The 26647-nt window shown below is 72.5% G+C and carries 23 protein-coding genes; 20 read left to right on the top strand and 3 right to left on the bottom strand.

Going from position 1 to position 26647, the window contains the following annotated elements; genetic code table 11:
• Positions 1-13: 13 nt before the first annotated feature.
• The 4 genes from ACFU9P_RS01345 to ACFU9P_RS01330 all read left to right on the top strand — a co-directional run bounded on the left by ACFU9P_RS01345 (position 14) and on the right by ACFU9P_RS01330 (position 6090).
• Positions 14-1456: an acyl-CoA synthetase gene (locus tag ACFU9P_RS01345; RefSeq protein WP_384076979.1), complete on the top strand. Its 1443-nt coding sequence runs from the start codon at positions 14-16 to the stop codon at positions 1454-1456.
• Positions 1457-1529: 73 nt separating this feature from the next.
• A complete protein-coding gene (locus ACFU9P_RS01340; RefSeq protein ID WP_384077891.1) occupies positions 1530-2924 on the top strand; it encodes a carboxyl transferase domain-containing protein in 1395 nt (464 codons plus the stop codon).
• Positions 2925-3049: 125 nt separating this feature from the next.
• The gene (locus ACFU9P_RS01335) at positions 3050-4015 is read left to right on the top strand and encodes a DUF2510 domain-containing protein (protein ID WP_384076976.1); all 966 of its coding nucleotides are present in this window, start codon (positions 3050-3052) and stop codon (positions 4013-4015) included.
• A 596-nt stretch (positions 4016-4611) separates the two neighbouring features.
• Positions 4612-6090, top strand: a complete 1479-nt coding sequence (locus ACFU9P_RS01330; RefSeq protein ID WP_384076973.1) for a UDP-N-acetylmuramoyl-L-alanyl-D-glutamate--2,6-diaminopimelate ligase — start codon at positions 4612-4614, stop codon at positions 6088-6090.
• 112 nt (positions 6091-6202) lie between these two features.
• Here ACFU9P_RS01330 and ACFU9P_RS01325 read toward each other — a convergent pair whose 3' ends face one another.
• Positions 6203-6745, bottom strand: coding sequence for a cupin domain-containing protein (locus ACFU9P_RS01325; RefSeq protein WP_384076971.1), 543 nt, complete (start codon positions 6743-6745; stop codon positions 6203-6205).
• A 246-nt stretch (positions 6746-6991) separates the two neighbouring features.
• Between ACFU9P_RS01325 and ACFU9P_RS01320 the strand changes: the two genes are divergently transcribed.
• From ACFU9P_RS01320 to ACFU9P_RS01255, 14 genes are all read left to right on the top strand, one after another.
• Positions 6992-7456 carry an RrF2 family transcriptional regulator gene (locus ACFU9P_RS01320; RefSeq protein ID WP_384076968.1) on the top strand — a complete coding sequence of 155 codons (465 nt, stop codon included), beginning with the start codon at positions 6992-6994 and terminating at the stop codon, positions 7454-7456.
• A 194-nt stretch (positions 7457-7650) separates the two neighbouring features.
• A complete protein-coding gene (locus ACFU9P_RS01315; RefSeq protein ID WP_384076966.1) occupies positions 7651-8529 on the top strand; it encodes a DsbA family protein in 879 nt (292 codons plus the stop codon).
• A 790-nt stretch (positions 8530-9319) separates the two neighbouring features.
• The gene (locus ACFU9P_RS01310) at positions 9320-10909 is read left to right on the top strand and encodes an ABC transporter substrate-binding protein (RefSeq protein ID WP_384076963.1); all 1590 of its coding nucleotides are present in this window, start codon (positions 9320-9322) and stop codon (positions 10907-10909) included.
• The gene (locus ACFU9P_RS01305; RefSeq protein WP_384076961.1) at positions 10906-11997 is read left to right on the top strand and encodes an ABC transporter permease; all 1092 of its coding nucleotides are present in this window, start codon (positions 10906-10908) and stop codon (positions 11995-11997) included. The genes ACFU9P_RS01310 and ACFU9P_RS01305 overlap by 4 nt, the downstream gene beginning before the upstream one ends.
• Complete coding sequence (locus ACFU9P_RS01300; RefSeq protein WP_384076958.1) at positions 11994-12965, top strand: ABC transporter permease; 972 nt, start codon at positions 11994-11996, stop codon at positions 12963-12965. The genes ACFU9P_RS01305 and ACFU9P_RS01300 overlap by 4 nt, the downstream gene beginning before the upstream one ends.
• Positions 12949-14073, top strand: a complete 1125-nt coding sequence (locus ACFU9P_RS01295; RefSeq protein ID WP_384076955.1) for an ABC transporter ATP-binding protein — start codon at positions 12949-12951, stop codon at positions 14071-14073. The genes ACFU9P_RS01300 and ACFU9P_RS01295 overlap by 17 nt, the downstream gene beginning before the upstream one ends.
• A complete protein-coding gene (locus tag ACFU9P_RS01290; RefSeq protein WP_384076952.1) occupies positions 14070-15206 on the top strand; it encodes an ABC transporter ATP-binding protein in 1137 nt (378 codons plus the stop codon). The genes ACFU9P_RS01295 and ACFU9P_RS01290 overlap by 4 nt, the downstream gene beginning before the upstream one ends.
• Before the next feature lie 42 nt (positions 15207-15248).
• Entirely contained in the window at positions 15249-16397 is a 1149-nt protein-coding gene (locus ACFU9P_RS01285) for an LLM class flavin-dependent oxidoreductase (protein ID WP_384076950.1), read from the top strand.
• Positions 16394-17635, top strand: coding sequence for an acyl-CoA dehydrogenase family protein (locus ACFU9P_RS01280; protein WP_384076947.1), 1242 nt, complete (start codon positions 16394-16396; stop codon positions 17633-17635). The genes ACFU9P_RS01285 and ACFU9P_RS01280 overlap by 4 nt, the downstream gene beginning before the upstream one ends.
• Positions 17632-18771, top strand: coding sequence for an LLM class flavin-dependent oxidoreductase (locus ACFU9P_RS01275; protein WP_384076944.1), 1140 nt, complete (start codon positions 17632-17634; stop codon positions 18769-18771). The genes ACFU9P_RS01280 and ACFU9P_RS01275 overlap by 4 nt, the downstream gene beginning before the upstream one ends.
• Positions 18768-19751 carry an alpha/beta fold hydrolase gene (locus ACFU9P_RS01270; RefSeq protein WP_384076942.1) on the top strand — a complete coding sequence of 328 codons (984 nt, stop codon included), beginning with the start codon at positions 18768-18770 and terminating at the stop codon, positions 19749-19751. The genes ACFU9P_RS01275 and ACFU9P_RS01270 overlap by 4 nt, the downstream gene beginning before the upstream one ends.
• A 26-nt stretch (positions 19752-19777) precedes the next feature.
• Entirely contained in the window at positions 19778-20323 is a 546-nt protein-coding gene (locus tag ACFU9P_RS01265; protein WP_384076939.1) for a flavin reductase family protein, read from the top strand.
• A 430-nt stretch (positions 20324-20753) separates the two neighbouring features.
• Positions 20754-21704 (top strand): DUF1996 domain-containing protein, encoded by a 951-nt coding sequence (locus tag ACFU9P_RS01260; protein WP_384076938.1) that lies wholly within the window; start codon positions 20754-20756, stop codon positions 21702-21704.
• Complete coding sequence (locus tag ACFU9P_RS01255; RefSeq protein ID WP_384076935.1) at positions 21704-22384, top strand: DUF305 domain-containing protein; 681 nt, start codon at positions 21704-21706, stop codon at positions 22382-22384. Before ACFU9P_RS01260 ends, ACFU9P_RS01255 begins: the two co-directional genes overlap by 1 nt.
• A 166-nt stretch (positions 22385-22550) precedes the next feature.
• On the opposite strand, the gene ACFU9P_RS01250 is transcribed toward ACFU9P_RS01255, so the two are convergent.
• Positions 22551-23573, bottom strand: a complete 1023-nt coding sequence (locus tag ACFU9P_RS01250; protein ID WP_384076933.1) for an alpha/beta fold hydrolase — start codon at positions 23571-23573, stop codon at positions 22551-22553.
• Between the two features lie 287 nt (positions 23574-23860).
• On the opposite strand from ACFU9P_RS01250, the gene ACFU9P_RS01245 reads away from it, so the two are divergent.
• Both ACFU9P_RS01245 and ACFU9P_RS01240 read left to right on the top strand, forming a co-directional pair.
• Positions 23861-24829 (top strand): SDR family NAD(P)-dependent oxidoreductase, encoded by a 969-nt coding sequence (locus ACFU9P_RS01245; protein ID WP_384076930.1) that lies wholly within the window; start codon positions 23861-23863, stop codon positions 24827-24829.
• A 150-nt stretch (positions 24830-24979) separates the two neighbouring features.
• The gene (locus ACFU9P_RS01240) at positions 24980-25360 is read left to right on the top strand and encodes a VOC family protein (RefSeq protein WP_376382005.1); all 381 of its coding nucleotides are present in this window, start codon (positions 24980-24982) and stop codon (positions 25358-25360) included.
• Positions 25361-25369: 9 nt separating this feature from the next.
• Here ACFU9P_RS01240 and ACFU9P_RS01235 read toward each other — a convergent pair whose 3' ends face one another.
• Positions 25370-26398 (bottom strand): LacI family DNA-binding transcriptional regulator, encoded by a 1029-nt coding sequence (locus ACFU9P_RS01235; RefSeq protein WP_376382003.1) that lies wholly within the window; start codon positions 26396-26398, stop codon positions 25370-25372.
• Between the last annotated feature and the right edge of the window lie 249 nt (positions 26399-26647).

Genomic DNA, 26647 nt, shown 5'->3' with positions numbered 1-26647 from the left:
AGGAGAACGACGCGTGTCCCCTCTCTTCCCGGCCCTCGCCGCGCGCGCGGAGCGGCCGGCCCTGCGGTTCGGCGACCGTACGCTCACCCATGCCGAACTGGCCGACGCGGCAGGCGCGTTGGCCGTCCGGATCGCCGGTGCGCGGCGGATCGCCGTCTGGGCCACGCCCACCCTCGGTACGGCCGTGGGCGTGGTGGCCGCGCTGCTGGCCGGGATCCCCGCCGTACCGGTCAACCCGCGGAGCGGTGAGCGCGAACTGGCGCACATCGTCAACGACAGCGCCCCCTCGCTCGTCGTCGCCGAGCAGGGTGTCGTACTCCCTCCGGCGCTCGCCGCCCTCGACCGGGTGGACATCACCGGCACACCGGGCGGGGCGCCCGCCGGGCCGTTCCCCGAGCACGCGCCGGAGTCCCCCGCCCTGATCGTCTACACCTCCGGTACCACCGGCCCGCCGAAGGGTGCCGTCCTGCCGCGCCGGGCCCTCACCGCCACTCTGGACGCGCTGGAGGACGCCTGGCAGTGGACCGCCGACGATGTCCTCGTCCAGGCCCTGCCCCTCTTCCATGTGCACGGGCTGATCCTGGGCATCCTCGGCCCGCTGCGGCGCGGCGGATCGGTGCGCCACCTGGGCCGGTTCGATATCGAAGGCGTCACCCGTGAACTGTCCTCGGGGGCCACGATGCTGTTCGGCGTACCGACCATGTACCACCGCATCGCCGAAGCGCTGCCCACCGATCCCGCGCTCGCCAAGGCGCTGTCCGGGGCACGGCTGCTGGTGTCCGGATCCGCCGCGCTGCCCGTCCACGACCATCAGCGGATCACCGCGGCGACCGGCCGCCGTGTCATCGAGCGGTACGGCATGACGGAGACCCTGATGAACACCAGTGTGCGCGCCGACGGCGAGCCGCGCGCCGGGACGGTCGGCGTGCCGCTGCGCGGCGTGGAACTGCGGCTGGTCGACGAGTCCGGCGACCCGGTCGAGGCGTACGACGGGGAGACGGTCGGCGAGATCCAGGTCCGCGGCCCGAACCTGTTCACCGAGTATCTGAACCGGCCCGACGCGACCCGGGAGGCCTTCACCGACGGCTGGTTCCGCACCGGGGACATGGCGATCCGCGATCCCGACGGCTACGTCCGTATCGTCGGGCGCAAGGCCACCGACCTGATCAAGAGCGGCGGTTACAAGATCGGCGCCGGTGAGATCGAGAACGTCCTGCTGGAGCATCCGGGGGTACGGGAGGCCGCTGTGACCGGCGAGCCGGACGCGGACCTGGGCGAGCGGATCGTTGCCTGGATCGTGCCCGCGCGTGCCGAAGCCCCTCCGTCGGCCGAGGAGTTGGCGGACCATGTGGCGGCGCAGCTCGCCGTGCACAAGCGGCCGCGCACCGTGCGCTATCTGGACGCCCTGCCCCGCAACGACATGGGGAAGATCATGAAGCGGGCACTCCGTGGCTGAACGCCTGACCGCGCGCGAGGCGATCGCCGCTGTCGTCGGCGAGGGCGAGGGCGAGCCGGCCGGCGAGGGTGCATTGGCCGGTGGGGGCGCACTTGCGGGTGAGGGCGGCGCCTTCACCGAACTGCCCGTGCCGGAGGGCGAGTTCGCGCCGGACGGTCCGCTCGGCTGGGAGGGGTACGACGCCGCGCGCGCCCGTGCCGAGGAGCGCACCGGCGAGCAGGAGTCCGTCGTCTGCGGCACCGGCCGGATCGGCGCCACCGAAGTGGTGGTGATCTCCTTCGAGTTCCGCTTTCTGGGCGGCTCGCTGGGTGAGCGTACGGGCGACCGGCTGGAGGCCGCGTACTCCCTCGCGCGCGAACGCCGCCTGCCGGTGGTCTCGTTGATCGCCACCGGCGGCAGCAGAATGCAGGAGGGGATGCGCGCGCTGCGCCAACTCCAGCGGGTGGCACGGCAGTCCGCGCTCACCCGTGCGGCCGGGCTGCCCCAGCTCGCGGTGGTGCGCGACCCGACGACCGGCGGTGGCTGGGCCACACTCGGCGCGGGCGCCGATGTCGTACTGGCGCTGCCGGGAGCCCAGATCGGCTTCGCGGGCTCGCGCGTACGGCCCGCTGATGCCGATCCGTACGCCTATACGGCCGAGGCGCAGCTCGCCGGAGGCCATATCGACGCGGTGGTGCCGCAGGGCGAATTGCGCGCCACGGTCGGGCGCTGGCTGACGTTGCTGACGGGCGGCGGCGCGGGCGTACGGGACGCCGCACCGGCGCCCGCACCGCCGCCTCACGGTCTTGGCCGTGGGGAGCTGCCCGTCACCGGATGGGACGCGGTCGTCCGGGCCCGCTCGCCCGAACGGCCGCGTGCCGAGGCGTACTTGGACGCGTACTTCACCGAGCGCGAGGCGATCGTCGGTGACCGCTGCGGCGGTACCGACCCCGGGATGCTGTGCGGGTTCGGCCGGCACGGCGGGCGGACCGTCGCGTACGCCGCGCAGTGCGGCACCCCCACCCTGCCGTCCGGCTACCGCACCGCGGCCCGGCTGATCCGGCTCGCCGGCCGGCTGGGCATCCCCGTACTGACCCTGGTGGACACGCCCGGCGCGGCCAACGACGCCGAAGCGGAGCGCGGGGGAGCGGGCGCCGCCATCGCGGACCTCTTCGCGGCCGTGGCCACCGCCCGGGTGCCGCTCACCACCCTGCTGATCGGCGAGGGCGGCTCGGGCGGGGCCCTGGCGCTGTCGGCGCCGGACAACACCTGGGCCACGCACGACAGTTACTTCTCGGTCATCGCGCCCGAACTGGCCACGGCGATCCTCAAGCGTGCCCCCGACGAGACCCGCGCAACGGCCGACCAGCTCCGGCTGCGCCCCCAGGACCTGGTGTCGCTCGGTGTGGTACGCGGGATCGTGCCGCCGGGGCCGCCGGGGCCGCCGGGGCCGCCGGGGCCGCCGGGGCCGCCGGGGCCGCCGGGGTAGGCCGCGCTCCATTGACATGGGCGCGGCGGGTCGTGTCGGGGCGAGGCGGGTCGCGGCCGGGTCGCGACGGGGATTCTCATGGGGCTCTCACCAGTCGTTCAGACAATATGCTTACGCTGAGACGCGTGACATACACGACTCCGCCGGGCTGGTATCCGGATCCAGGGCACTCGGGCGACGGCCCCCAGCAGGAACGCTGGTGGGACGGTTCTGCCTGGACCGATGAACTCCGCGCCGCGTCCGCCGCGGAGTGGGCAGCGCCGACCGCCTCTCCCTTCCCCGGCGCGCCCCCGTACCCCGCCGCACCGCCGCCCGGCCGTACGAACCGTGGCCGGCGGATCGCCGTCGGTGTCATTGCCGTGGTCGTGGCCATGGCCATCGCCGGGGGCTTCTACCTCCTCGGGCGCGACGGCGGCTCCGACAGCACCGCGCAGCGGGCCGGGGACGCTCCGTCCGCGGCCCCCTCACGGCCCGGTCAGCCCGACGGGCCGCAGGAGGCGCCGCGCGGTCCCGGTGGCGGCGAGAGCGGCGCGCCGGGGATGCCCCGGACCGAGGACGGCTACGCCACCGACGCGGCCAGCGGGATCAGCATCCCCGTACCGGACGGCTGGACCGGTGAGTCGGGGGTCGTCGGCGCCGGAGTCACCACGGGGAAGTACGCCTGCCCCGGGGACTCGTCCCAGAGCTGTGTCCGGGGCGGGGTGTTCTCCGCTCCCGCGGCCGCGATGGAGATCGATGCCACCACGCCGAAGGCGGCGGCCGAGAAGGACATCGCGGCGAACGCCGAGGAGTCCTACGGCGGCGAGATCTACGGGAAGATCTCCTCCCACGAGGAGCTGAAGTCCGAAGAGGTCACCGTCGCCGGGCAGAAGGGCTATCTGGTGCGGTGGAAGGTGGTCACCAGCAGGGGCGACGACGGCTATGTGCAGTCGCTCGCCTTCACCTCGCCCACCACGTCGGACCTGATGGTCGTCGTACGCTCCGGCTTCGACATCAATGACAAGGCGCCCAAGCTGTCCGTGATGGACGAGATCACCCAGGGCATCAAGGCCGCGGCGGGTGGCGGCAGCGGCAGCGGCCAGGGAGTGTGACCCGCGGCTTCCGGGCGCCTCGCTCTTCGGGGGTGCTCGAACGAGTTGATGTTCCATAGTGTTTGAGAGCGGTTTCAGGGCGGGGCGCCATGTGCGGCCCGCCCTGTGGCATGCGGTGACGCGGTCCGGCGGCGCCGGGGGCGGCGTCCGTGCCGGTCCGGCGGCCGTACACTCCCTGCATGGGGTGTACACGTGCGGTGAGGGAGTGCCTGCGACAGGCCCCCTGCGCGCTGTGCTCCGCGGCCGCGGGCGCGGTGCCCGCCGGGGCGGGCCCGCTGTCCCCGCCGGAAGCCGGCTGCCGCGCGCTGCACGGTCACGGCTAGCGCCCCTCAGCCGCACGCACCGGAACGGCCGGAGCTGGGGCCGTCGGGCCGTTCGGCCCCGGCCGCCCGGCGGGTCTGTCTCCCCGGCCGGCGCATTGGCGTAACGCCGTAGCACGCCACCCTCCGGGCCGGTTCTCGGCGTCTTCACTCGTCACCCCCAACCCATGCACGCGATGCCTCGGCGTGCCGTCGAGCCGCACCGCCGACACCTTCGTGCCGTGATTTCGAGCCGCACCCGAGCCGCACCCGAGCCGCACCTTCGAGAGGATCCCTGTGAAGTTGAGCGAGTTGCTCGCCGGTCACGACCACGAGACTCTGCGGGGCGATCCGGCGACGGCGATCACCGCGGGCATCTGCTTCGACGCCCACCGGGTGGCGCCGGGTTCGCTGTTCATCGCCGTGCCGGGCCATCGCGGGGGCGGTCCCGAGTCCATCGGCCCGGCCCTCGCGCGCGGCGCGGTGGCGGTGCTGGTCGACGCCAGGGCACCTGATCTTCCGTCCTCGGCGTGGGCGGACACGGGTGTGTGCGTGGTACGGGTACGGGACACTCGTACGGCCGCGTCTGCCGTCGCGGCGCGCTACTACGGTGACCCCGGGCGGGAAATGGACGTGGTGGCCGTCACCGGCACCAACGGGAAGACCTCGGTGTCGTACATGGCCGAGTCCCTGCTGCGGCTCGCCGAGGGCGCGAAGGTCGGTGTCATCGGTACCGCGGGCAGCCGAATCGGCGACGAACTGATCCCCATGCCGCGATCGGTCCTGACCACGCCCGAATCACCGGACTTCCAGTATCTGCTCGGGTGCATGCGCGACCGCGGGGTCGGCACCGTGGTTCTGGAGGCCACCTCCATGGGCCTGCTGACGCACCGGGTGGACCACGCCTACGCGGACGTCGGTGTCTTCACCAATCTGACGCAGGATCATCTCGACGACCACGGAACGATGGAGAACTACAGGGACGCCAAACTCCGTCTGTTCCAGGGGCTTTGCCGGCATGCGGTGGTCAATGCCGACGATCCGGTGGGCGCCGGGATCGGTGCGCTGATGCCGGGGGCCGTGACCACATACGGCCTGGACGCCGAGGCGGACTTCCGGGCGACCGATCTCACCATGGACGCGTTCGGCACGCGGTTCACGCTTCACCACGAAGGGCGCAAGTACCCGGCGGCGATTCCCGTACCGGGCCGGTTCTCGGTGGCCAACGCCCTTGCCACCGTGGCCGCTTGCCATCGGCTCGGGCACGATCTGCCCGGACTGGTCGGGACACTCGACCAGATGCCGCCGATTCCCGGGCGGTTCGAACGCTTTGAGACCCCGGGAGGCACCGCCGTCATCGTGGACTACGCGCACTCCCCGGACTCCCTGGAGAAGGTGCTCACCACTGTCCGCGACTTCGCCCGCGGCCGGATCATCACGGTCTTCGGCTGCGGCGGCGACCGCGACAGCACCAAGCGCGCCCGGATGGGGGAGATCGCCGGTACATACTCCGATCTGGCCGTTGTCACCTCGGACAATCCACGGCACGAGGACCCCGGGGCGATCATGGACCAGATCACTCCGGGGCTGATGGCCACCGGCTGCCGCTTCGAGCGGTTCGCCGACCGCCGCCGGGCCATCGCCTTCGCACTCGCCGACGCGGACCGCGAGGACATCGTCCTGATCGCGGGGAAGGGCAGTGAGCCGTACCAGATCGTCGGTGAACGCCTGCTGCCGTTCAGCGACATGGCGACGGTCCGCGAACTCGCGGGGTGACTTGCCGACCGCGTCGGTGTAGGCGAGAAGGAGTTTCCGTACGGCTTCCGGGTCCGGGTCTCAGTTGCTTGCTTTGCCGTAGGAATCTGCCCGTCCCGGCGGCGTGTCGGGCTCAGCCGGCGTCGGATTCGTGCCCGAGGACATACAGTTCGGGCAGATTGACCACGATCGCCTCCTGGGTGCTGCGGGCGATCACCACCACGGCCTCGTCGTCGGGGCTGGGGTTCTCCTCGCGGTGCGGGACATAGGGCGGTACGAAGATGTAGTCGCCCGGCGAGGTACGGATCCGGATCTCCTCGCGGGTGCCGCCGGAGTCGTCGAGGAACACGAACTCCGGGTGCCCTTTCACCACATGGATGGCCGTCTCCGACGCGCCGTGGTGGTGGTTGGAGGAGGCGGTGGCGGGCGCCACATGGGTCTGGCCCATCCAGATACGTTCGGAGCCGACGCTGTTTCCGCTGATGGCCGCGAAGCGCCGCATCCCGCCGGTCTGTGCGGTGTCGGCGTCGAGCGCGTCGGCACGGATGTGGTGCAGCCGGGCGCGCAGGGGGAGCGAGCTGTCCGCCGTACCGTCCTTGTGGTCGTGGTGGTGGTCCGGCAGGTCGGGGTGGAACGCGTCGTGTCCGGGGCCGGTGGGCGGGGTGTGCGGGGCCATGGCGATCCTGCTCGTCGGGGGCCGCGGACGCGAGGTCCGGACCGGGGGCTGGCGACGGGGCGGCGGGACGCGGCGGGCACATGGCAGGGTGTCCGGCAGAGTACGCGGGTCCCGGCGCCGACCGTAGAGAGCGCGGCGAATGGATGTCAAGATGTGTCCATTACCGCCGAGCTGGCCGTTCCCGGCTCCCGGGCGGCTCTCGGACGGTACTCGTCAGGTACGGAAACCCACGGGGAGACAGTGCACATGCAGATATCGGCGAAGGCGGACTACGCGGTACGGGCGCTCGTCGAACTGGCCGCCGACAGCGGACGGCCCCTGACCTGTGAGGGCATCGCGTCGGCGCAGGACATCCCGTTCCGGTTCCTCAAATCGGTCTTCCGGGATCTGCGGCAGGCCGGTCTGGTCCGCAGCCAGCGCGGCTGTGAGGGGGGTTACTGGATCGGCCGCGATCCGGCCGCCATCAGTGTGGCCGAGGTGATGACCGCGGTGGACGGTGAGTTCCTCACGCTCCGCGGCGAACGGCCCGAGACGCTCAGCTACCCGGGCGCCGCCCAGGGGCTGCCGGATCTGTGGCGCGCGGTCGAGGACGCCGCGCAGTCGGTGCTGGGCCGTACGACCATCGCCGGACTCGCCGCCGAGGGCGCCGCGTCCCGGAACGCCGGCCAGGGGACCGAGGCCCGCGATGTCTCCCCGGTGGTGCCGGCGTGAGCGGGCGCGGGGAGCAAGGCCAGGAGCGGGTTCGCGAGGGGGATCGGGATCCGGGCCGAGATCCGGGTCAGGGCCCGGAGCAGGACCGGGGGCGGAGCGCGGGCCAGGGCCCGGAGCGGGACCAGGCGCAGGCAGAGGACCAGGGGCCGCGGCCGGACCGTACCGGACCAGTGGCTGATCCTGTTGCTGAACCAGTGGCTCAGCCACTGGTCCGCATCACCGAATACACCGATCCCGCTTGCCCCTGGGCCTGGGGCTCCGAGCCGGTCTTCCGGTCACTCCGGCAGACCCTCGGTGCCCGCGCGCAGTGGCGGCAGGTCTTCGGGATCCTCTTCGACGAGGACGACGATCCGGCCCCCGACCCGGATGCCGAGGCCCGCTGGTACGAGCGGTTCATCCACGAGGTCACCGCCCATACGGACGCCCCCTACCCGCACCGGCTGCGCTGGCTGACGCGTACGAGTTGGCCCGCGTCTCTCGCCGCCACCGCCGCCGCATCGCAGGGTCCCGGGATCGCCGAGCGGGTGCTGCGGCGCCTGCGCGAGAGCACCTTCGTCCACGGTGCCCCCGCGGACACCCCGGCCGGCATCCGGGACGCCGTACGGGACATCCCCGGCCTGGACATCGACCGGCTGCTCCATGAACTGGCCGATCCACTGACCCGCAAGGCGGTCCGCGCCGACTGGGCAGAGACCCGCGCCCCCGTCCCCGAGGTGCTCGGGCTCGACGGGCCGGGACCGCACCCCGGCCGTGCGAAGGAGACCGGCGACCACCGCCGCTACGCACTGCCCACGCTGCTCTTCGACGGCCCGGGCGGGCAGGTGTGCGTACCGGGCTGGCGGCCGCTGGAGACCTACCTCGAAGCCGCCCGTACGGCCGCCGCCGCGCCCCTGCCCCGCACCCCCGTACGCCGGTCGCCCCGGGAGGCGCTGGAGCGCTGGCGCAGCCTGACCGGTCCCGAACTCGCCCTGCTCACCGGCGAGTCGGAACCGCCGCCCGAGGCCGTACGGATCGATACCGGCCACGGTCCGCTGTGGCTGCACCCCGGCGAAGCGCGGCCCGGACCGGCCTGAACGGCCCGTCGCGCAGGGCCGGTCCGACCGGTCCCGAAGCGCCCCCCGGGCAACCGCCGTGCCCGCGTGCGGAGATGAAAGCGCAGGTCGTCAGGGTCTCGGACAATGAGACACCAAGAGGTGTCCATTGACAGCGCGGCGCCCGGCCGTGAGGATACGGGGCATGCATTCGATGCACCCCGGTGTGGTCTGCCGCTACGTGGACTATCGGCGCACGTCCAGCGCCCTCTGTCGCTGACCCGACCGCCGACGCGGCCTGCTGAGGCCCCCGGCGCTCCGGCCCCGTCGCCCCGGAAGCTCCCGCCGCGACAGTGGTGATGTGCAGGCCCCGGAAACGCGGCGCACCCCCGTACACCGGACCCCCGTTCGCCGGACGGACTCTCGTCACCGGACCTCCGCCCACCGGATCTCCATCGACCGGCTCCGCCGTGGCACCTTCCGCCGCAGGCCGTGGCCGTAGCCGTACCGCCCGCACATACCAGCCGTACCGAGCTGCCGTGTCCGAGCCCCCGCCGGGCCCGGGAGCGGTACCTCTCCTCGCCCGGAACCGCCGTCGTCGTCCGAGGGCCCGGTGCCGTCCCGCCCCAATGCCGCGGCGGTGGACGGTGCCGTGCTCCGCGCTGGGTCCAGCCGCTCAACCGCCCCACAGGCCGGCCGACTTCGTCCTTCCCAGCCCCTCTGTCTTCTTCCTCCTCTTCCGTCTTGTTCGTCCGGGCCGCCAGGCCGGGCGGCCCTCGGCCCCGCCCGCGTACCCGAGCGCACCGGCACGGCCCAGAAAGGTGGCGTACCCATGCCGATCCTCCGCACCTCATCGACCCCCGCCGGCGCGGACCGCCCGGTCCCCGCCCCGCTCTCCCGCCCCGGTCTGGGGCGCCGCTCCTTCCTCGGGCTCTCGCTCGGCGCGGGCGCCGCACTCGCCCTCACCGCCTGCGGAGGCGAGCCGGCCCCGGCGGCCGGAAGCCGGGGCGGCACCCTCAAATGGGGCTGGGCACTGCCCACTTCATGGGATCCGGTCACCTCGTCGGCAGGCTGGGACGTCCACGCCCTCTCCCTCGTGTACGCGGCGCTCACCACCCTCGACCAGGCCGGCAACGCCGTTCCCGCCCTCGCCGCCTCCTGGACGTACAACGACGAGGGCACGGTCGTCACCTTCGCCCTCCGCCCGGGCCAGAAGTTCAGCGACGGTACCCCGATCGACGCCACCGCCGTGAAGAAGAGCATCGAACGCGGCCGCGACGACGGGAAATCGCTGATCGCCTCCCAACTCGTCGGTGTCAAGCAGGTCACGGCCGTCGACGCCCGCACCGTCGAACTCCGGCTCGCCGAGCCCGACTTCCAGATTCCGCTGCTTCTCGCGGGCAAGACCGGCATGGTCGTCAACCCCAAGGTCTTCGAGAGCGACCCCGCGAGCCTCGCCACCGAGCCCGCTGGCTCCGGCCCGTACACCCTGGTCTCGTACGTCCAGAACTCCAAGGCCGTGCTGCGCCGCAACCCCGGCTACTGGGACGCGGGCCGCGTCAAGGTCGAGAACTTCGAGCTGTATCCGCTCCCCGAACCCTCGACGGTCGTCGCGTCCCTCACCTCCGGGCAGTACAACGTCGCCCAGATACCCGGCAGTCAGGTCGAGGCGGCCAAGGCCGCGGGTCTTGAGGTCCAGGTCATCCCCTCCATGGTGGTGGCCGTCCTCGATGTCCATACCGGCAAGGAGCCCTTCACCGACCCGGATGTGGCGCTCGCGCTCAAGTACGCGATCGACCGCGAGGAACTCCTGAAGACCGCGTCCTTCGGCCATGGCGCGGTCACCCGCCAGCCCTTCCCCAAGGGGTACGCGGGCCATGACGACGCCCTGGACGCGCTCTTCCCGTACGACCCGGAGAAGGCGAAGGAACTGCTGGCGAAGGCGGGACACGCCAACGGTCTGGAGATCACGCTCTCCACCTCGAAGGCCGAAGGCGTACCGGAACTGATCCAGGCTCAGCTCAAGAAGGTCGGTATCACGGCGACGATCGAGACCATCCCGGCGGCCCGCGCAAGCCAGTTGGTCTACATCCAGCGCAGCACGGCCCTGTTCGTCGACCAGTTCGCCGGACGCGAGTCCGCGACCCAGGGCTTCCAGGTGCTCTTCGGCAAGGAAGGCCTGATGAATCCGGGCCGTACCACCCCGCCGGAGCTGGAGAAGGCGCTCGACGCCGTCCGCCGGACACCGCTGGACGCGCCCGGCTATCCGGCCGTTCTCCAGAAGGCCACCGGGATCGCCGTACGGACCATGCCGAACGTGTTCCTCTACACCGTTCCGCGGATCCTCGCCCGTAACCCCAAGGTCTCCGAGATCCCGGCGTACACCGTGGTCCAGAGGTTCGAGGGGGTCACGGTCTCATGACCGCGCCGGCACTGACAGAGAAACCGACAGAGAAAGGGCCGCTGCGGCTCGTACGGTCCGTTTCCGTACGGCGGCGGCTGGCCGGGGCGCCCCGCCCGCTGGGCCGGCTGCTCGTCGTCACCGCCACGGTCTTCGTCCTCGCCTCGCTGCTCACCTTCGCGCTCGGCGCCCTGTCGGACGCCAACCCGGCGGCGGCCGTCCTCGGCGACCAGGCGACACCGGCCGACATCGCCCGTATGGAGGCGCAGTTCGGACTGGATCAGCCACTGTACGAGCAGTACGTGAAGTGGCTCGGCCACGCGCTCACCGGCGACCTCGGTGTCTCCTGGTTCACCGGTGTTCCGGTCGCCGACAGCATCGCCGAGGCGCTGCCCGTCGATCTGTCCATCGCCGGTCTCGCGCTGCTGCTCGCCGTACTCATCGGTGGCGGTGCCGGGATCGCGGCCGCCCTCAACAACGGCGGGCGCTTCGACCGGGCCGTCACCCTTGTCTCGTCCGCCCTGGCCACCCTGCCGCCGTTCCTCATCGGCATTGTGCTGATCGTCGTCTTCGCGGTGCAGCTCAGGGCGCTGCCCACCGGCGGATACGTACCACTGGGGGAAAGCGCGGGGCAGTGGCTGCGGTACGCGATCCTGCCCGCCTTCGCCCTCAGCCTGGACGCCGCCGCGTCCATCGCCCGGCAGCTCCGCACCTCGCTCGTCGGCGCCCTGCGTGAGAACTATGTGACCGGCGCGGAGATGCGCGGCTTCTCCACCCGGCGGGTGCTGTTCGGGCATGTGCTGCGCAATGCCGCGGGGCCCGCGCTCTCCGTCCTCGGTATCAGTGTGCCGGTGATCCTGGGCGGCGCGGTCGTCACCGAGAAGATCTTCAATCTGCCCGGCATCGCGCAACTCTCGCTCCAGTCGGCCGAACAGCACGACATTCCGGTGATCCAGGGGACGCTGCTGGTCACCGTCGCGGTCGTGCTCGTCGCGAACATCGGGGTCAACGCGGCCCTCACAGCGCTCAATCCGGCCGCGCGCAGACAGCCGGGCGCCGGTCGTGGGCCCGCCGGTCGTGGCCCGGCCGGTGAAGGGAGCACCCGATGAGGACGCTCCGCCGCACCTGGCGGCTGCCGTCGGCGCGGATCGCGCTGGCCGTACTCGCCCTGGTCGCGCTGGTGGCGGTCGCGGGCGGCGCCCTCGCACCGTACGACCCGCTCGCGCAGCGGCCGGCCGACATGCTGCACGGACCCAGCGCCCAACATCTGCTCGGCACCGACTACTTGGGGCGCGACGTCCTCAGCAGACTGCTGGCGGGCACGGGCCGTTCGGTCGTCGGCGCACTGGAGGCGGTCGGCGCGGCGATGCTGCTCGGCATCGTGCCCGGGATCGCCTCCGTGTGGCTCGGCCGGACGGTCGAGTGGACCGTCCAGCGGGCCGCGGACACCTTGATGATCATGCCGTTCACGGTCTTCGCCATCGCGGTGGTCGGAGCGCTGGGCAACGGTCTGCACCAGGCGATGCTCGCGCTCGGCGTGCTCTTCGCGCCGCTGTACTTCCGGGTGACCCGTGCCGCCGCGCTGGGGCTGAAACAGGCGCAGTACGTCGAGGCGGCGGAACTCATGGGCGCGTCCCGGTGGTGGATCCTGCGCGTCCACGTCTGGGGCAAGATCCTGCCGACCATCGCGGTCACCACGGCGCAGGCCGTCGGCCAGGCGCTCCTCGTGGTGTCGTCGCTGACCTTCCTGGGGCTGGGGGTGCAGCCGCCCGCGCCGACCTGGGGCGGAATGCTCGCCGCGGATCTGGGCTATCTGGCCCAGCAGCCTTGGGCGCCCCTGGTCCCGGGTCTCACGATCATGATCACGGTCGGTGCCCTGAACATCCTGGCGGACGCGGTCCGCGACAGCGGTGCGGCGGGCGGTGCGGTACGGGAGGTTCCCGGGCCGGTACGAACAGCCGCCCCGGCCCCGGTTCGCGTACCGGCGGCGGACGTGCTCACCGCGAGGACCACCCCCGGCCCCGGGACCGCGCGATCGGAGTCGAAGGAGGTCGAGCAGCGTGTCACGACCGGTTGAAGCCACCCGCACGCCGTCCGCCGTACTGACGGTCGACGGGCTCGATGTCACCGTCACCGGCGGGGTGCGCGCGGTCCGCGGAGTGTCGTTCACCGTGGGGCGCGGTGAAGCCGTCGGCCTGGTGGGGGAGTCCGGCAGCGGCAAGAGCCTGACCTGCCGGTCGGCGCTGGGCGTGCTGCCCGCCGGATGCGAGGTGTCGGGCGGGCGGATCGTCCTCGGCGGGGAGGACGGTGGTACGAACGCGGGCTCCGGCGTCGGCCTGAGTGAGGCCTCCGGTTCCGGTGGCGAACCGGTGGCCGTCGGCCCCGGCGCCGAGCTGACCGCGTTCACCCGCAAGCAGTGGGACGCGGTACGGGGCCGCCGCATCGGAGCCGTGTTCCAGGACCCCGCCTCGTACCTCAACCCCACCCTCACCGTGGGCCGCCAGCTCACCGAGCAGCTCCGGGTGGGCGGCGGGCTGCCCAGGGCGGAGGCGCACAGCCGCGCCGTCGAACTGTTCGCGGCCGTCGGACTGCACCGCCCTGAGGAGGTCTTCCACCAGTACCCGCACGAGCTGTCCGGAGGGATGCTCCAGCGGGTCCTCATCGCCATCGCCGTGTCCTGCGCACCCGAACTGCTCATCGCGGACGAGGCCACCACCGCGCTCGACGTGGTCATCCAGGCCGAGATCCTCGAACTCCTCCAGCGGCTCAGGGCCGAACGCGGCCTCGCCCTGATCCTCGTCACCCATGACCTCGCCGTCGTCGCCGAGAGCTGCGACCGCGTGCTGGTGATGTACGCGGGGGAGATCGTCGAGGACGGTCCCACCGCCGAGGTGCTGGCCGCGCCCGCGCACCCCTATACGGAGGCGCTGCTACGGGTGGCGTCGATCGGTGCGTGGGGGCGGCGCGAGCTGGACATCATCCCGGGCCGTCCGCCCGAGACCGGCGCCGAACTGCCCGGCTGCCGGTTCGCCGACCGCTGCGCCCACGCCGTACCGCGGTGCACCGAGGGGCCGGTCGCGCTGCACTCCCTGGACGGCGGGCGCCGGGCGCGCTGCCTGCGCCCGGCCGGACTGCTCGACGAAGCGCCCGCGCCCGGTCCCGTCACGGAAGGAGCCCCGGCATGACCGCCACCACCGGAGGACCGGTCCGCATGCCCGGTCAGGGGTACGGTGCCGGGCCGGACGAAGCCGAGCCGGCCGGCATCGTCGAGGCGTCCGGTGCGGGTTCCGGCGCGGGTTCCGGGGCGCGGGATCCGGCCGCGCTGCTGGAGATCAGCGGGCTCACCGTGTCGTACGGCCGACGCGCCACCTCGCTGCGCCGCGCGGGCCGCACCCGGGTCCTCTCCGGTGTCGATCTCACCGTACGGGCGGGCGAGATCCTCGGGATCATCGGCGAGACCGGCTCCGGCAAGACCACCCTGGCCCGTGCCACGGTCGGACTGGTGCGGCCCGACGCGGGCGGCATCGGCTTCGAGGGCCGGGACCTCACCCGGCTGAACCGCCGTGAGCTGCGGGACTTCCGGCGCTCGGGGCGCGTGCAGTACATGTTCCAGGACCCGTTGCGCTCCCAGGACCCCGAACTGACCGTCCGCCGGACAGTGGCCGAGCCACTCGCCGCGGTTGGCTCATCCACTCGGCGGGAGCGCGCGGAACGGGCCGACGAGGCACTCACCCTGGTGGGTCTGGACGCCGGCGCGCTCGGCTCCCGTACCCCCGGACAGCTCTCCGGCGGCCAGCGCCAGCGCGTGTCCCTGGCCCGCGCCATCGTCACCCGCCCCCGGCTGCTGCTCAGCGACGAACCGGTCAGCGCCCTGGACGCCTCCAACCGCAATCTCGTGCTGAGCCTGCTCGACCGGCTCCGCCGCGAACTCGGTCTCGCCGTCGTCGTCATCTCCCATGACCTCAGCTCCCTGGCCGGTATCGCCGACCGCGTCGCGGTCCTCTACCGGGGCCGGCTGGTCGAACAGGGGCCCATCGGCGAGGTGCTGGAACATCCACGGCACCCGTACACGGCCCTGCTCACCGCCTCGGCGCCGAGCGTACGCCGTGAACACCGGCTGGTGCCCGCCCAGTTGCGCCCGGCCCCCGAGCGGCCGCCCTGGCCGGACGACGAGGGCTGTGTCTTCGCGCCCCGCTGCCGGTTCGCCGGTCCCGAGTGCCGGGACGAGCCACCTCGTACCGCCCTCGGCTCCACAGCCGGACAGCCCCACACCGTCGCCTGCCACCACACCGCCACCTGGCGCGACCGGACCGGCTGACGACCTCCCCTGCCTCCGCGCACCCACAGGAGAACCACCGCCATGCCCATCGAATTCATCGGGATCGCCGCCACCCAGGAGATCAGCGAAAGTGGCTCAGCCACTCCCGTGCCCGCCGCCGCCCGCGACGGCGTCTCCACTCAGACCGAGACCGGACACGCCGCGGGACCCGTCGTCCAGCCCGGCTATCTGCGCGAACTGGCCCGCGCCCACGAGGAGTCGGGCTTCGACCGGGTCCTGGTCGCGCACTCCTCGGCGAGCCCCGACGGCTTCACCGTCGCCGACCAGATCCTCACCCACACCGACCGGCTGGGCGTCCTCCTCGCCCACCGCCCCGGCTTTGTCTCCCCGACCCTCGCCGCCCGCAAGTTCGCGACCCTCGACGCCTTCCACCCCGGCCGGATCGCGCTGCACGTCATCACCGGGGGCGACGACGCGGACCAGGCCAGGGACGGCGACTTCAGCGACAAGCCGACCCGCTACCGGCGCACCGACGACTTCCTCGACGTGGTCCGCAAGGAGTGGAACTCCACCCGGCCCTTCGACCACGACGGTGAGTTCTACCGCGTCCGGGCCGGCTTCTCCGCCGTACGCCCCACCGCGCCCATCCCCGTCTACTTCGGCGGCGCCTCCGAGGACGCCGTACGGGTCGGCGGCAGGCACGCCGATGTCTACGCCTTCTGGGGCGAGCCGCTCGCCGGAATCGCCGAGCGCATCCGTGAGGTACGGGCCGCCGCGGCGCCGTACGGCCGCGACCCCCGGTTCAGCGTCAGCCTGCGCCCCATCCCCGCCGCCACCGAGGCCGAGGCGTGGCAGCGGGCCAGGGAGATCCTGCGGCTGACCAAGGAACGGGCGGGCGAGATCCGCAAGGCGTTCAACCTGGACCATGCCGAACAGCGCGGCTCCCAGCGGCTGTTGGAGTACGCGGCCCAGGGCGAGATCCATGACAAGCGGCTGTGGACCGAGATCGCCAAAACCACCGGGGCGGCGGGCAACTCCACGGCGCTGGTGGGGAGTTACGAGCAGGTGGCCGAGTCGCTGCTCGACTATGTCGCCCTCGGTGTGAGCACCCTGCTGATCCGCGGCTTCGCCCCGCTGGCCGACGCGCGCGACTACGGCACACTGATCGGCCTGGTCCGTGCCGAAGCTGCTGAAAGCGCTGAAGCCGAAGAAGCCCCGGTCCCGGCATGACCGCCCCTCCCGCATCCGCCACCGAACACCGCCCCGGCGCCCCCGCGTTGCGGGTTCCGGATCTCGGGCGGCTGCCCGCCGTCACCGAGGCCCTCGCCGCCCGCGCGGCCGAGCACGACCGCGACGCCTCCTTCCCGGCCGAGGGCTTCGTACTCGTACAGGACGCCGGGCTGCTCACGGCCACCGTCGCGGCGCGGCACGGCGGTTCCGGGGCCGGGCTCGCCGACACCGTGCGTATCCTGCGCGCCCTCGGCGCCGGAGATCCCGCCGTCGCGCTCGTCACCGCCATGACCCTGTTCACGCACGCCGCCGAGGCCCGTACCCCCGGCTGGCCGCCCGCCGCGTACGCAGCGCTCCTTGATGCCGCGGCCACCGGCCCGGCTCTGGTCAACGCGTTGCGCGTGGAACCCGAACTGGGCAGTCCGGTACGCGGCGGGCTGCCCGCCACCACTGCCCGCCGCGACGGCGACCGCTGGCTGCTCACCGGGCGCAAGATCTACTCCACCGGTGCCGTGGGCCTCAGCCATCTGCTTGTCTTCGCCCGTACCGAAGAGGACCCCGTACGGGTCGGCACGTTCGTCGTCCGCGCCGGCAGCCCGGGGCTGACCGTCGAACCCACCTGGGACCATGTCGGGCTGCGGGCCAGCCGCAGCGACGATGTCGTCCTCGACTCCGTACCCGTACCGCTCGGCGACACCATCGGTCTCGCCGAGCCCGGCGAGATCCCCGGCGCCCGGCCCGACCCCGAGACCGGCGCCTGGAACGCCCTCGGCCTGACCGCCCTCTACCTCGGTGTGGCGGGCGCGGCGCGCGACTGGCTCACCAACTTTCTGCACCAGCGCGTCCCGACCGCACTCGGCGCGCCCCTGGCCACCCTGCCCCGGTTCCAGACGGCCGTCGGCGAGATCGAGGCCGCGCTCTTCGGCGCGGACACACTCGTCGACACCCTGGCCGCGCGTGTCGACAGCGGCGACCCGGAGGGCGCGGAACAGGCCGGGGCCGTCAAGGTCCTCGGCACCCGCGCCGCCATCACCGCGGTCGAGCAGGCCGTCGCCCTCACCGGCAACCACGGCCTCACCCGCGCCAACCCCCTCCAGCGGCACTACCGCGATGTGCTGTGCGCCCGCGTGCACACCCCGCAGGACGACTCCGTACTCCTCACCACCGGCCGTACGGCGCTCGACCGCGCCATCGCCCGTTCGACCGACGGCCCGCACCGAAAGGCAACCGACTCATGAGCGTCGAATTCATCGGCATGATCGGCACCCAGGACGCCTCGGAGACCAGGCCGCCCAGCGGTCCGGTCATCGACGCCGACTACACGGCCCGCTTCGCCCGCGCCCATGAGGACGCGGGATTCGACCGGATCCTCATCGGCTACAGCTCCAGCAGGCCCGACGGGGTCCAAGTGGCCGCGTATGTGGCGGGGCACACCGAACGGCTCGGCCTGCTCGTCGCCCACCGGCCCGGTTTCATCGCGCCCACGCTGGCCGCCCGTACGTTCGCCACGCTCGACCGGTTCACCGGGGGCCGGGTCGCCGTCCACACCATCACCGGCGGCAACGACGCCGAACAGCGCAGGGACGGCGACTACCTGGACAAGGAGGAGCGCTACGACCGCACCGACGAGTATCTGACCATCCTGCGCCGGGCCTGGTCGTCCGCCGAACCGTTCAGTCACGAGGGCCGCCACTACCGGTTCGAGGGGTACGGTTCCGAGGTCCTGCCGGTGCGCGAGTCGGGCATTCCGCTCTACTTCGGCGGCTCCTCCGAGGCCGCGTACCGGGTGGGCGGCCGGCACGCCGACACGTTCGCGCTCTGGGGCGAGCCGCTCGCCGGGACCGCCGAGCAGATCGCCTCGGTACGGGCCGCCGCGACGGCCGCGGGGCGCACGGAACCGCCTGGTATCAGCGTTTCCTTCCGCCCGATTCTCGGCCCCACCGAGGAACTCGCCTGGGAACGTGCCCATCGCATTCTGGACACCATCAAGTCCGGTGCCGGACGGGCCTTCTTCGACCAGGCGCGCCATCCCCACGGCGCCGACGGACCGCAGAACACCGGGTCGCGGCGGCTGCTCGCGGCCGCGGCCAAGGGCGATCTCCACGACCGCGCGCTGTGGACGCCGACCGCCACGGCCACCGGCGCGGGCGGCAACACCACCGCGCTCGTCGGCACCCCGGAGACGGTTGCTCGGGCGCTGCTCGACTACGTCGACATCGGTGCGACCACCCTGCTCATCCGGGGGTACGACCCGCTGGACGACGCGATCGCGTACGGGCGCGACCTGATCCCGCTGGTACGCCAGGAACTCGCCCACCGCAAGGCGGCCGAGACCGTCGCCCCCGCCCTCGACGCGCTCGGCAGCCGAGGATGAACGACGACCCGTACAGCGCGCCGGTGCCCGCACCAGCGCTCGTGCCAGCGACCGTGGCCGTCGGCGCGGCGGATACGAGCAGTTGGCGGCCACCCGCCGGGATCGCCCCGCGCGGCACCCTGCTCCTGCTGCCCGGCCGGGGCGAACACCCCCTGGTCTACGAGCGGTTCGGGCGCCGACTGGCCGCCGACGGCTATGTGGTGCACGCGCTCGGTACGGTGCCGGACGACGGCCCCGAGGAGGTGCTCAAGCGGGCGGCCGACGCCGCGGGACCAGGACCGGCCGAACCAGTGGTCCTGGTCGGCAGCGATACGGGTGCGCTCCAGGCCCTGCACACCGCGGTGGCGGCCGGCGCCCGGCTCCCGGTCGGCGGTGTCATCGCCGCCGGAGCCGCGCCGGTCCCGCGCGTGGCTGAGCCACCGACTGGCTCAGCCACCGATCCACGCAGTGGCTCAGCCACCGATCCACGCAGTGGCTCAGCCACCGTTCCGGGCAGTGGCTCAGCCACTGATCCAGCCGCCGGCCCGGCCGCGGGCGAATCCCCGGACACAGGCCCGGACACTCCCACCCCCGCCTCCATCCCGACTCCCGCCCCCGCCGACCCCGACTGGGACGCCGAGCTGGCGGCCCGTACCGCATGCCCGGCCCACCGCAAACGGCTCACCGAGGACGAGGGTTTCGTACGGGGACGGCTCGCCGGTCCCGTACCGGCCCTGCTGCTCGCCGAGGCCCGCCCCGATCTCCCCGTCCTGGTTCTGCACGGCGGAGCCGACACCGTGACCCCGCCCGACCAGGCCAGGGAGCGGGCGGCGCGGCTTCCCCGCGCCACGCTGGGAGTGGTGCGCGAAGGACTGCACGACATCCTCAACGACGCGTCCCACCGGACCACCGCGGCCACGGTCGTGCTGTGGCTGGAGCGGCTGCGCGCCGATCCGGAACTGCGCCCGATCCTCACAGTCGAGCAGGGCGCCGCCCTGTGACCATCACCCAGTCGAAGGGAAACGGCATGACCGTGTCCACCGACCGCACCGCAGCTGGTGACCCGACCGGACCTTCCGCCCTCGAACCCACCGCCTTCTCAGGTGACGAGATACTGCGCCGCACCCTGCGCCGGCACGCGGCCGGGGTCACCGTCATCACCGTCCCCGGACCCGCCGGATTCACCGCGACCTCGTTCACCTCGGTCTCCCTCGAACCCGCCCTGGTCTCCTTCTGCCTCGGCGTCACGGCGTCCACGCTCCCGGCCGTCCAGGCGGCGGACCGATTCGCCGTCCATGTGCTGGGCACCGAAAACACCACGCTGGCAAGGCAGTTCGCGCGCAGCGGCATCGACCGCTTCGTCGGCGTTCCCTGGACGGAGAGCCCCGACGGCCTGCCCCTGCTCGACGGCGTACCGGCCTGGCTCACCGCCCGGGTGACACTGCGTCAGCGGATCGGCGACCACATCCTCGTCGTCGGCGAGGTCGAAGCAGGCGGCGGCCATGGCCAGGGACCCGCACTGGTCCACCACGACGGAGCCTTCGCCACCCCGGTACCCCTGCCTTCGCCCTGATTCATCAGTCGAACGCCCTGATTCGTTAGTCGAAGGTACGGTCCGGCGCGCCTACCGAAAACGTTCACCAACTGAACACGCGGGCACGACGCGTCGCCGGACCGCGGCACGACCGGGGCGCGGGAGCCGAGGCTTCCGGCGGGTCCCGGCGGCGCGGGGGGACCAGGTACGAGCGTCTCGGCATGATCCACGGGGCCCGTCGGTGCGAGCGTCAAGGCCCTTGCCGGCATCCGGAACTGACGATCCATCAGTTCCGGAACTTGACGCAGCACCTTGACGGCACCTGGGGCCGACTCTAGCGTCCGGCAGTCGAGGGGAGCCTCACTTCGGGACTCCCCGCCCCCCACCCTCGGAATGCCGCACTGCCCACGCACCGGTCGGTGACCGGTGCGGACGATGTGCGGAATCCTCGACTCCGTTTGGAGTGGTCATGAGATCATCGCGGTCCGAGAACGGCCGCCGCGTCGGCAGGGGACGCGTGCGGGCCCTTCTCGCCGGTTTAGTAGCGGTGTGTGCCGTCGCCGCTCAGCTCATCTTCGGTTCCACCGGGGCGGTCGCCCAGGTGGAGAGTGGAACCACCCGGCAAGCCGCTCCGGCCAAGGCCGCCGCGGCGCCGGACGTCGTGCGTGTGGCCGAGTTCGTGGCCGAGTGCAAGTTCAGCCACCGGCTGCCGGACGACCCGATCGTGGTGCCCGGTCTGCCCGGCGGTTCGCACATGCACAGCTTCTTCGGCAGCCACGCCACCAACGCGTACACCAACCTCGGCGATCTGAAGGGAGCCGACACCACCTGTGACCCGGTCGTCGACCTCTCCGCGTACTGGGTTCCGACCCTGTACGTGAACAACCAGCCCGTCGAGCCGACCGGCACCACCTTCTACTACCTCGGTGAGGGCGTGTCCGACGACATCATCGCCCGTACGCAGCCCATACCCGAGGGCCTGAAGATCGTGGCCGGCAACGCCAAGGCGACGGGTCCGAACGACGTGGACACCCGTTCGCGCTGGTCGTGCCTGCACGCCGGTCATGTCCCCCCGTCGAAGGACTTCGTCAACTGCCCGGCCGGCACGATGATGGAGTCGTACCTCGACTTCCCGCAGTGCTGGAACGGCAGGGACCTCGACTCGGCGGACCACAAGAGCCACATGGCCTACCCGGTCAACAACGCGTGCCCGGCGAGCCACCCGGTCCCGGTGCCCAAGCTGCGCCAGGTCCTGCGCTACCCGGTGAACGGGGACCCGTCGGGCTTCCGGCTGGCCTCGGGACCCGGCTACACCATGCACGGTGACTTCTTCAACGCCTGGCCGGCGGGGGAGATGGAGCGACGCGTGAAGAACTGCATCAACCCGATCATCAAATGCGGCGCCAACGGGAACCCGTGATGCCGTGGGGCGGCGGCCGGCCGCGCAAGGGTGGTGGGCCGCCGCCCCGTCCGGGCCGTACGAACCTGTCGGGTGTCCTACCGGCCGCGCTGCTGACGCTGGCCCTGCTCGGGACGCAGGGCTGCGCAGGTGGCAGTGGCAGCGGCGGCAGTGACGGGAACGGAAGCGGCGGCGCCCGGCCGCCGGCGAAGAGCGCCACACCGTCCTACTCCGCCGACACTGTCGCGCCCGGCGGCTACAACGCCACCGACCGCGGCTGGGCCCAGCTCATGGCGCCCATGAACGAACGCACCCTCCTCCTGCTCGACCTGGTCGCCGACCGCGCGGCCGACCCGGGCCTGTCGGATCTCGCGCGGCGTACGGAGGTGACGCACCGGGACGAACTGACCCGGCTGCGCGCGGTCCTCAAGGCGACAGGAGCGGCGGGCACCAATCCGCACGAGGGCCATGACATGAAGGGCATGGTCACCGACGCGGAGCTTCGGACCGTCGCCAAGAACCGGGGCACGGCCTTCGACACCCTCGCCAAGACCTATCTCCGCGAGCACCTCGAACAGAGCATCCTCCTCTCGCGGGGCGAGCAGGACTCGGGAGCCGCACCCGCCGCGACCGGCCTCGCCAAGAACGTGGGGGAGCGCCGCGCCGGGCAGTTGAAGGAACTGGACCGGCTGGGCGGGTGACCGTACCACCGGCCGTGCACACCGGTGCCGTGCACACGGACGCCGCGCACACGAATGCCGCGCACACGAATGCCGCGCACACCCGTGCCGGGCGCCCGCCGGCGCCCGGCACCCCTTCGGCCGGGCGGCTCCGGCGCCGGTGCCCGCATCGAACACGCGGGTACGGTCACACCGGCATGGCCACGGACGTACCCAGGGTCTCGGGCGTGCTGCAGTACGGCAGTTCGTCCAGCGGGCGGTCGGTGCAGAAGCGCGCCACGAGATCCGCGAAGTCCGCGATCCGCTCCACCGGCGCGAGATGGTCGGTCTCGTCGATGGTCATGAACCGCGCCCGCGGGAGCTGCGCGGCCACCTCCCGCCCCATCTCCGGGGTGCACAGCGTGTCGTACTCCCCGGTGACCACCAGGCTCGGTACGGCGGGCACCGGCTCGGGCCGGTACCACTCGTGCCGCATCAGCCGGGTGTTGTGCTCCGCCGACTTCCGGAGCTGCTCGGGGTCCTGGCCGACGATCTGCTGGTACACGAGCCGGGAGACGGCTGCGTGCTTGCGGACCCGGCCCGTGCCGGGCGGCGACATGAAACGGTCGGCCAGCTCACGGGCGATGGAATCCGTCTCGCCCCGGTCGATCATGACCGACCAGCGCTCCATCGCCGCCGCGTAGTCCGCCGGGATCCGGGTGGTCATCCCGACCAGCAGCAGCCGGGCCAGCATCCCCGGGTAGTGCTGGGCGAAGCGCAGCCCGACGGCTCCGCCGTAACATGCGGCGACCAGATTGACCCGCGGCACGTCGAGTTCGGTGAGCAACTGCCGTACGACCGCGGCCAGGAAGTCCACACCGTACGACGCGGGCAGGAAGTCCGCGGTGCCATACCCCGGCAGATCCACCGTGATCACCTGGCCCAGCGGGCTGAGCCATTTCTCGTGCCGGATCCACGAGTTGCGGTCCTGGGACGAGCCGCCCAGCACCAGCAGGGGCTCGGTCAGCCGCTCGCCGTGGCGTACGACCCGGCAGGTGTAGTGGAACCCGTCGAAGGCGAGGTCCCGCTCCTCGACGGTGACGCCCGCCGCGCCCGCACCCGCGCCCGCTTCCGTACCCGGGCCCGCCCCCTCGTCCGCCTCCTGCTCCGGGATCAGCGGGCGAGCACTGGGCGGTTCCTGGCCCTGGGCGAGGACGGTGTCGATGGACATGGATGACTCCAGAGCTGCGGAAGGGACAACGACGTCCCCGCCTGCCTAGCAGTTGATCCGCCCGGACCTCGCATCGCTGACCCGATCGTGGGCGGTTCGCGCCCCGCGGTCCGCTGGTGGATTCGACGATCGCTCGTGCGGCCGACGTACGGGTCGCTCGTGCGGCCGCTCCGTCACCTGGTCGGACCGTGCTCCGCGACCGGGTCCGGCCGTGGGCGGCGCTCGCGTGTTCGGCCTGGAGCGCCGCGTTTGACTTGGAGCGCGCTCCAATTCGTAGCCTTCAGGACATGACCACGTCTCAGCACAAGATCGGATCAGGGTTCGGAGCGCGGAGCACCGCGGCGGACGTACTGCGCGGGATCGACCTCACCGGAAAGCTCGCCGTCGTCACCGGCGGCTACTCCGGCCTCGGACTGGAGACGACCCGCGCGCTCGCCGGCGCCGGTGCCCATGTCGTCGTACCGGCCAGGCGGCCCGCGACCGCCGAGGAGGCGCTCGCCGGCGTCGACGGCGTCGAGATCGACGGACTCGACCTCGCCGATCTCGACAGCGTCCGCGCCTTCGCCGAGCGCTTCGTCGCCTCGGGCCGTTCCATCGACATCGTCATCGGCAACGCCGCCGTCATGGCCTGCCCGGAGACCCGGGTCGGCCCCGGCTGGGAGGCGCAGTTCGCCACCAACCACCTCGGCCACTTCGCGCTCGTCAACCGGCTCTGGCCGGCGATCGAGCCCGGTGGGGCGCGGGTGATCTCGGTGTCCTCCGGCGGGCACCACCGCTCGCCCATCCGCTGGGACGACCTGTGGTTCGAGACCGGCTACGACAAGTGGGCGGCCTACGGCCAGGCCAAGACCGCCAACGCGCTCTTCGCCGTGCAGCTCGACGCGCTCGGCTGCGACGCCGGTGTACGGGCGTTCTCCGTGCATCCCGGCGGCATTCTCACGCCGCTCCAGCGCCACCTCGCCAAGGAGGAGATGGTCGCGGCCGGCTGGATCGACGAGGACGGCAATCCGCTGAACCCCTCCTTCAAGTCGCCCGAACAGGGCGCGGCCACCCAGCTCTGGGCGGCGACCTCGCCCCAGTTGGCGGGCGCGGGCGGGGTGTACTGCGAGGACTGCGAGATCGCGGAGCCCGCGGCGGCCGACCCCTCGGTGCGGGGCGGCGTACGGGACTGGGCGACCGATCCGGAGCAGGCGGCGCGGCTGTGGCGGCTCTCGGCCGAGCTGACCGGGGTCGACGCGTTCGGGCCGACTGCCTGAGCCCCCCGCGCTGCCTGAGCCCCCGGGCTGAGCCCCCGCGCCTGAGCACCCCTCCGCATCGGCAACGCTCGCCTGTCCCGGCCGTGCCGTACTCCGGCCGTCGGTGGGTACGATCGGCCGGGGCCCGCCGGGCCGGGGGAAGGTGGCTCTGTGACAGGACGACCGCGGACGACACTCACCGGCGCGGTGCTCGACGCGCCGGACGCGCGCGAGCTGGCCGCGTTCTACCGGCGGTTTCTCGGCTGGACGGTGGCGGCCGACGAGCCCGACTGGGTCAAGCTCGTCCCGCCGGGCGGCGGCGCGGGCCTGGCGTTCCAGTCGGAGCCCGCGTACACCAGGCCCGAGTGGCCCTCCGAGTCCGGCCGGCAGCAGATGATGATCCATCTCGACATCGAGGTCGACGATCTGGACCGCGCCGTCGCGTACGCCGAGGAGCTGGGCGCGGTCCTGCACCGCTTCCAGCCCCAGGACGATGTACGGGTCTGTCTCGACCCGGCCGGACACCCCTTCTGCCTCTGGGTGCGCACCTGACCCAGCCGCTCAGGTGCTCCGGCGTTCGGTGAGCGTCGTCGGCAGGGTGAGCCGGCGGCGGGGCACGGCGGGATCGTTGATCTCGTCGAGGAGGAGCCGGGTGATGGTCCGCCCGATCTCCTCGGTCGGCTGGCTGACGCTGGTCAGCGGCGGCACCGTATGGCGGGCCACGATCGAGTCGTCGAAACCGATGACCGCCACATCCTCCGGCACCCGCCGCCCCCGCTCGCGCAGTTCGGTCAGCGCGCCCGCGGCCATCACATCGGACGCGGCGAAGACCGCGTCGATGTCCGGGCGGCGCCCGAGGAGTTCGCTCATGGCGGCCCGGCCGCCCTCCTCGGTGAAGTCCGCCTCCGCGACCAGCGACTCGTCCGGCAGGATGTCCCGCTCGGCATGGGCGTCGCGCCACCCCTGGAGTCGGCTGTCGCCGACATCCATGTCGAGCGGTCCGGCGATGGTGGCGACGACCGTACGCCCCCGGTCCAGCAGCAGCCGTACGGCCTGCGCCGCGCCGCCCGCGTTGTCGGAGTGGACGTGGCTCAGTGGCTCGTCCACCGACCGCCGTCCCACCAGGACCGTCGGTATCCGGGTCTTCTCCAGGAACGCGGGCAGCGGGTCGTCGCGGTGGACCGACACCAGCAGCACCCCGTCGACCCGGCGCGCCTCCACGAACCGGATCAGCCGGTCCAGCTCGCGCCGGTCGCGCACCAGGATCAGCAGCAACTGCATCTCGGTGTCCGCGAGTTCACTGCTCACCCCGCGGATCACGGCGGCGAAGTACGGTTCCGCGGCCAGCCGGCTCTCCGACTCGGGGATCACCAGCGCGATGCTGTCGGTCCTGCTGGTGACCAGGCTGCGGGCGGCGGGATTCGGTACGTAGTTGAGTTCCGCGATGGCCGCCTCGACGGCGGTCCTGGCCTTCGCGCTGACACCCGGGAGGCCGTTGACGACCCGGGAGACCGTACCCCTGCCCACGCCCGCGAGCCGGGCGACCGCTTCCAGGGTCGGCCTCCTGTCCGGCTGTGCGGCGCTGCTCATCCGTCGTCTCCTGCCTTTCGTTCCGGGTGCCGCGCCGTGGCGCTCACCAGGAAATCGTGCGGGGCCGCCGGAGAGCCGGCGGCCCGGGGCCCGCGCCCGTCCAGGTCCGTGCCCGTCCGCATCCGGACTCATCCGGGCACGGAACGGAAAGTGGCCTTGACAAGGCAGGGTCTCCACGGAGAGTCTTCCACAATCGAGTGGGAGCGCTCCCAGGGGCCCGGTCCGCCGGACTCCCGGTCCGCGGAGGAA

Source organism: Streptomyces sp. NPDC057617 (assembly GCF_042800555.1).
In the GTDB taxonomy this organism is placed as follows: Bacteria; Actinomycetota; Actinomycetes; order Streptomycetales; family Streptomycetaceae; genus Streptomyces.
This window is presented reverse-complemented; position numbering and strand designations above follow the sequence as displayed.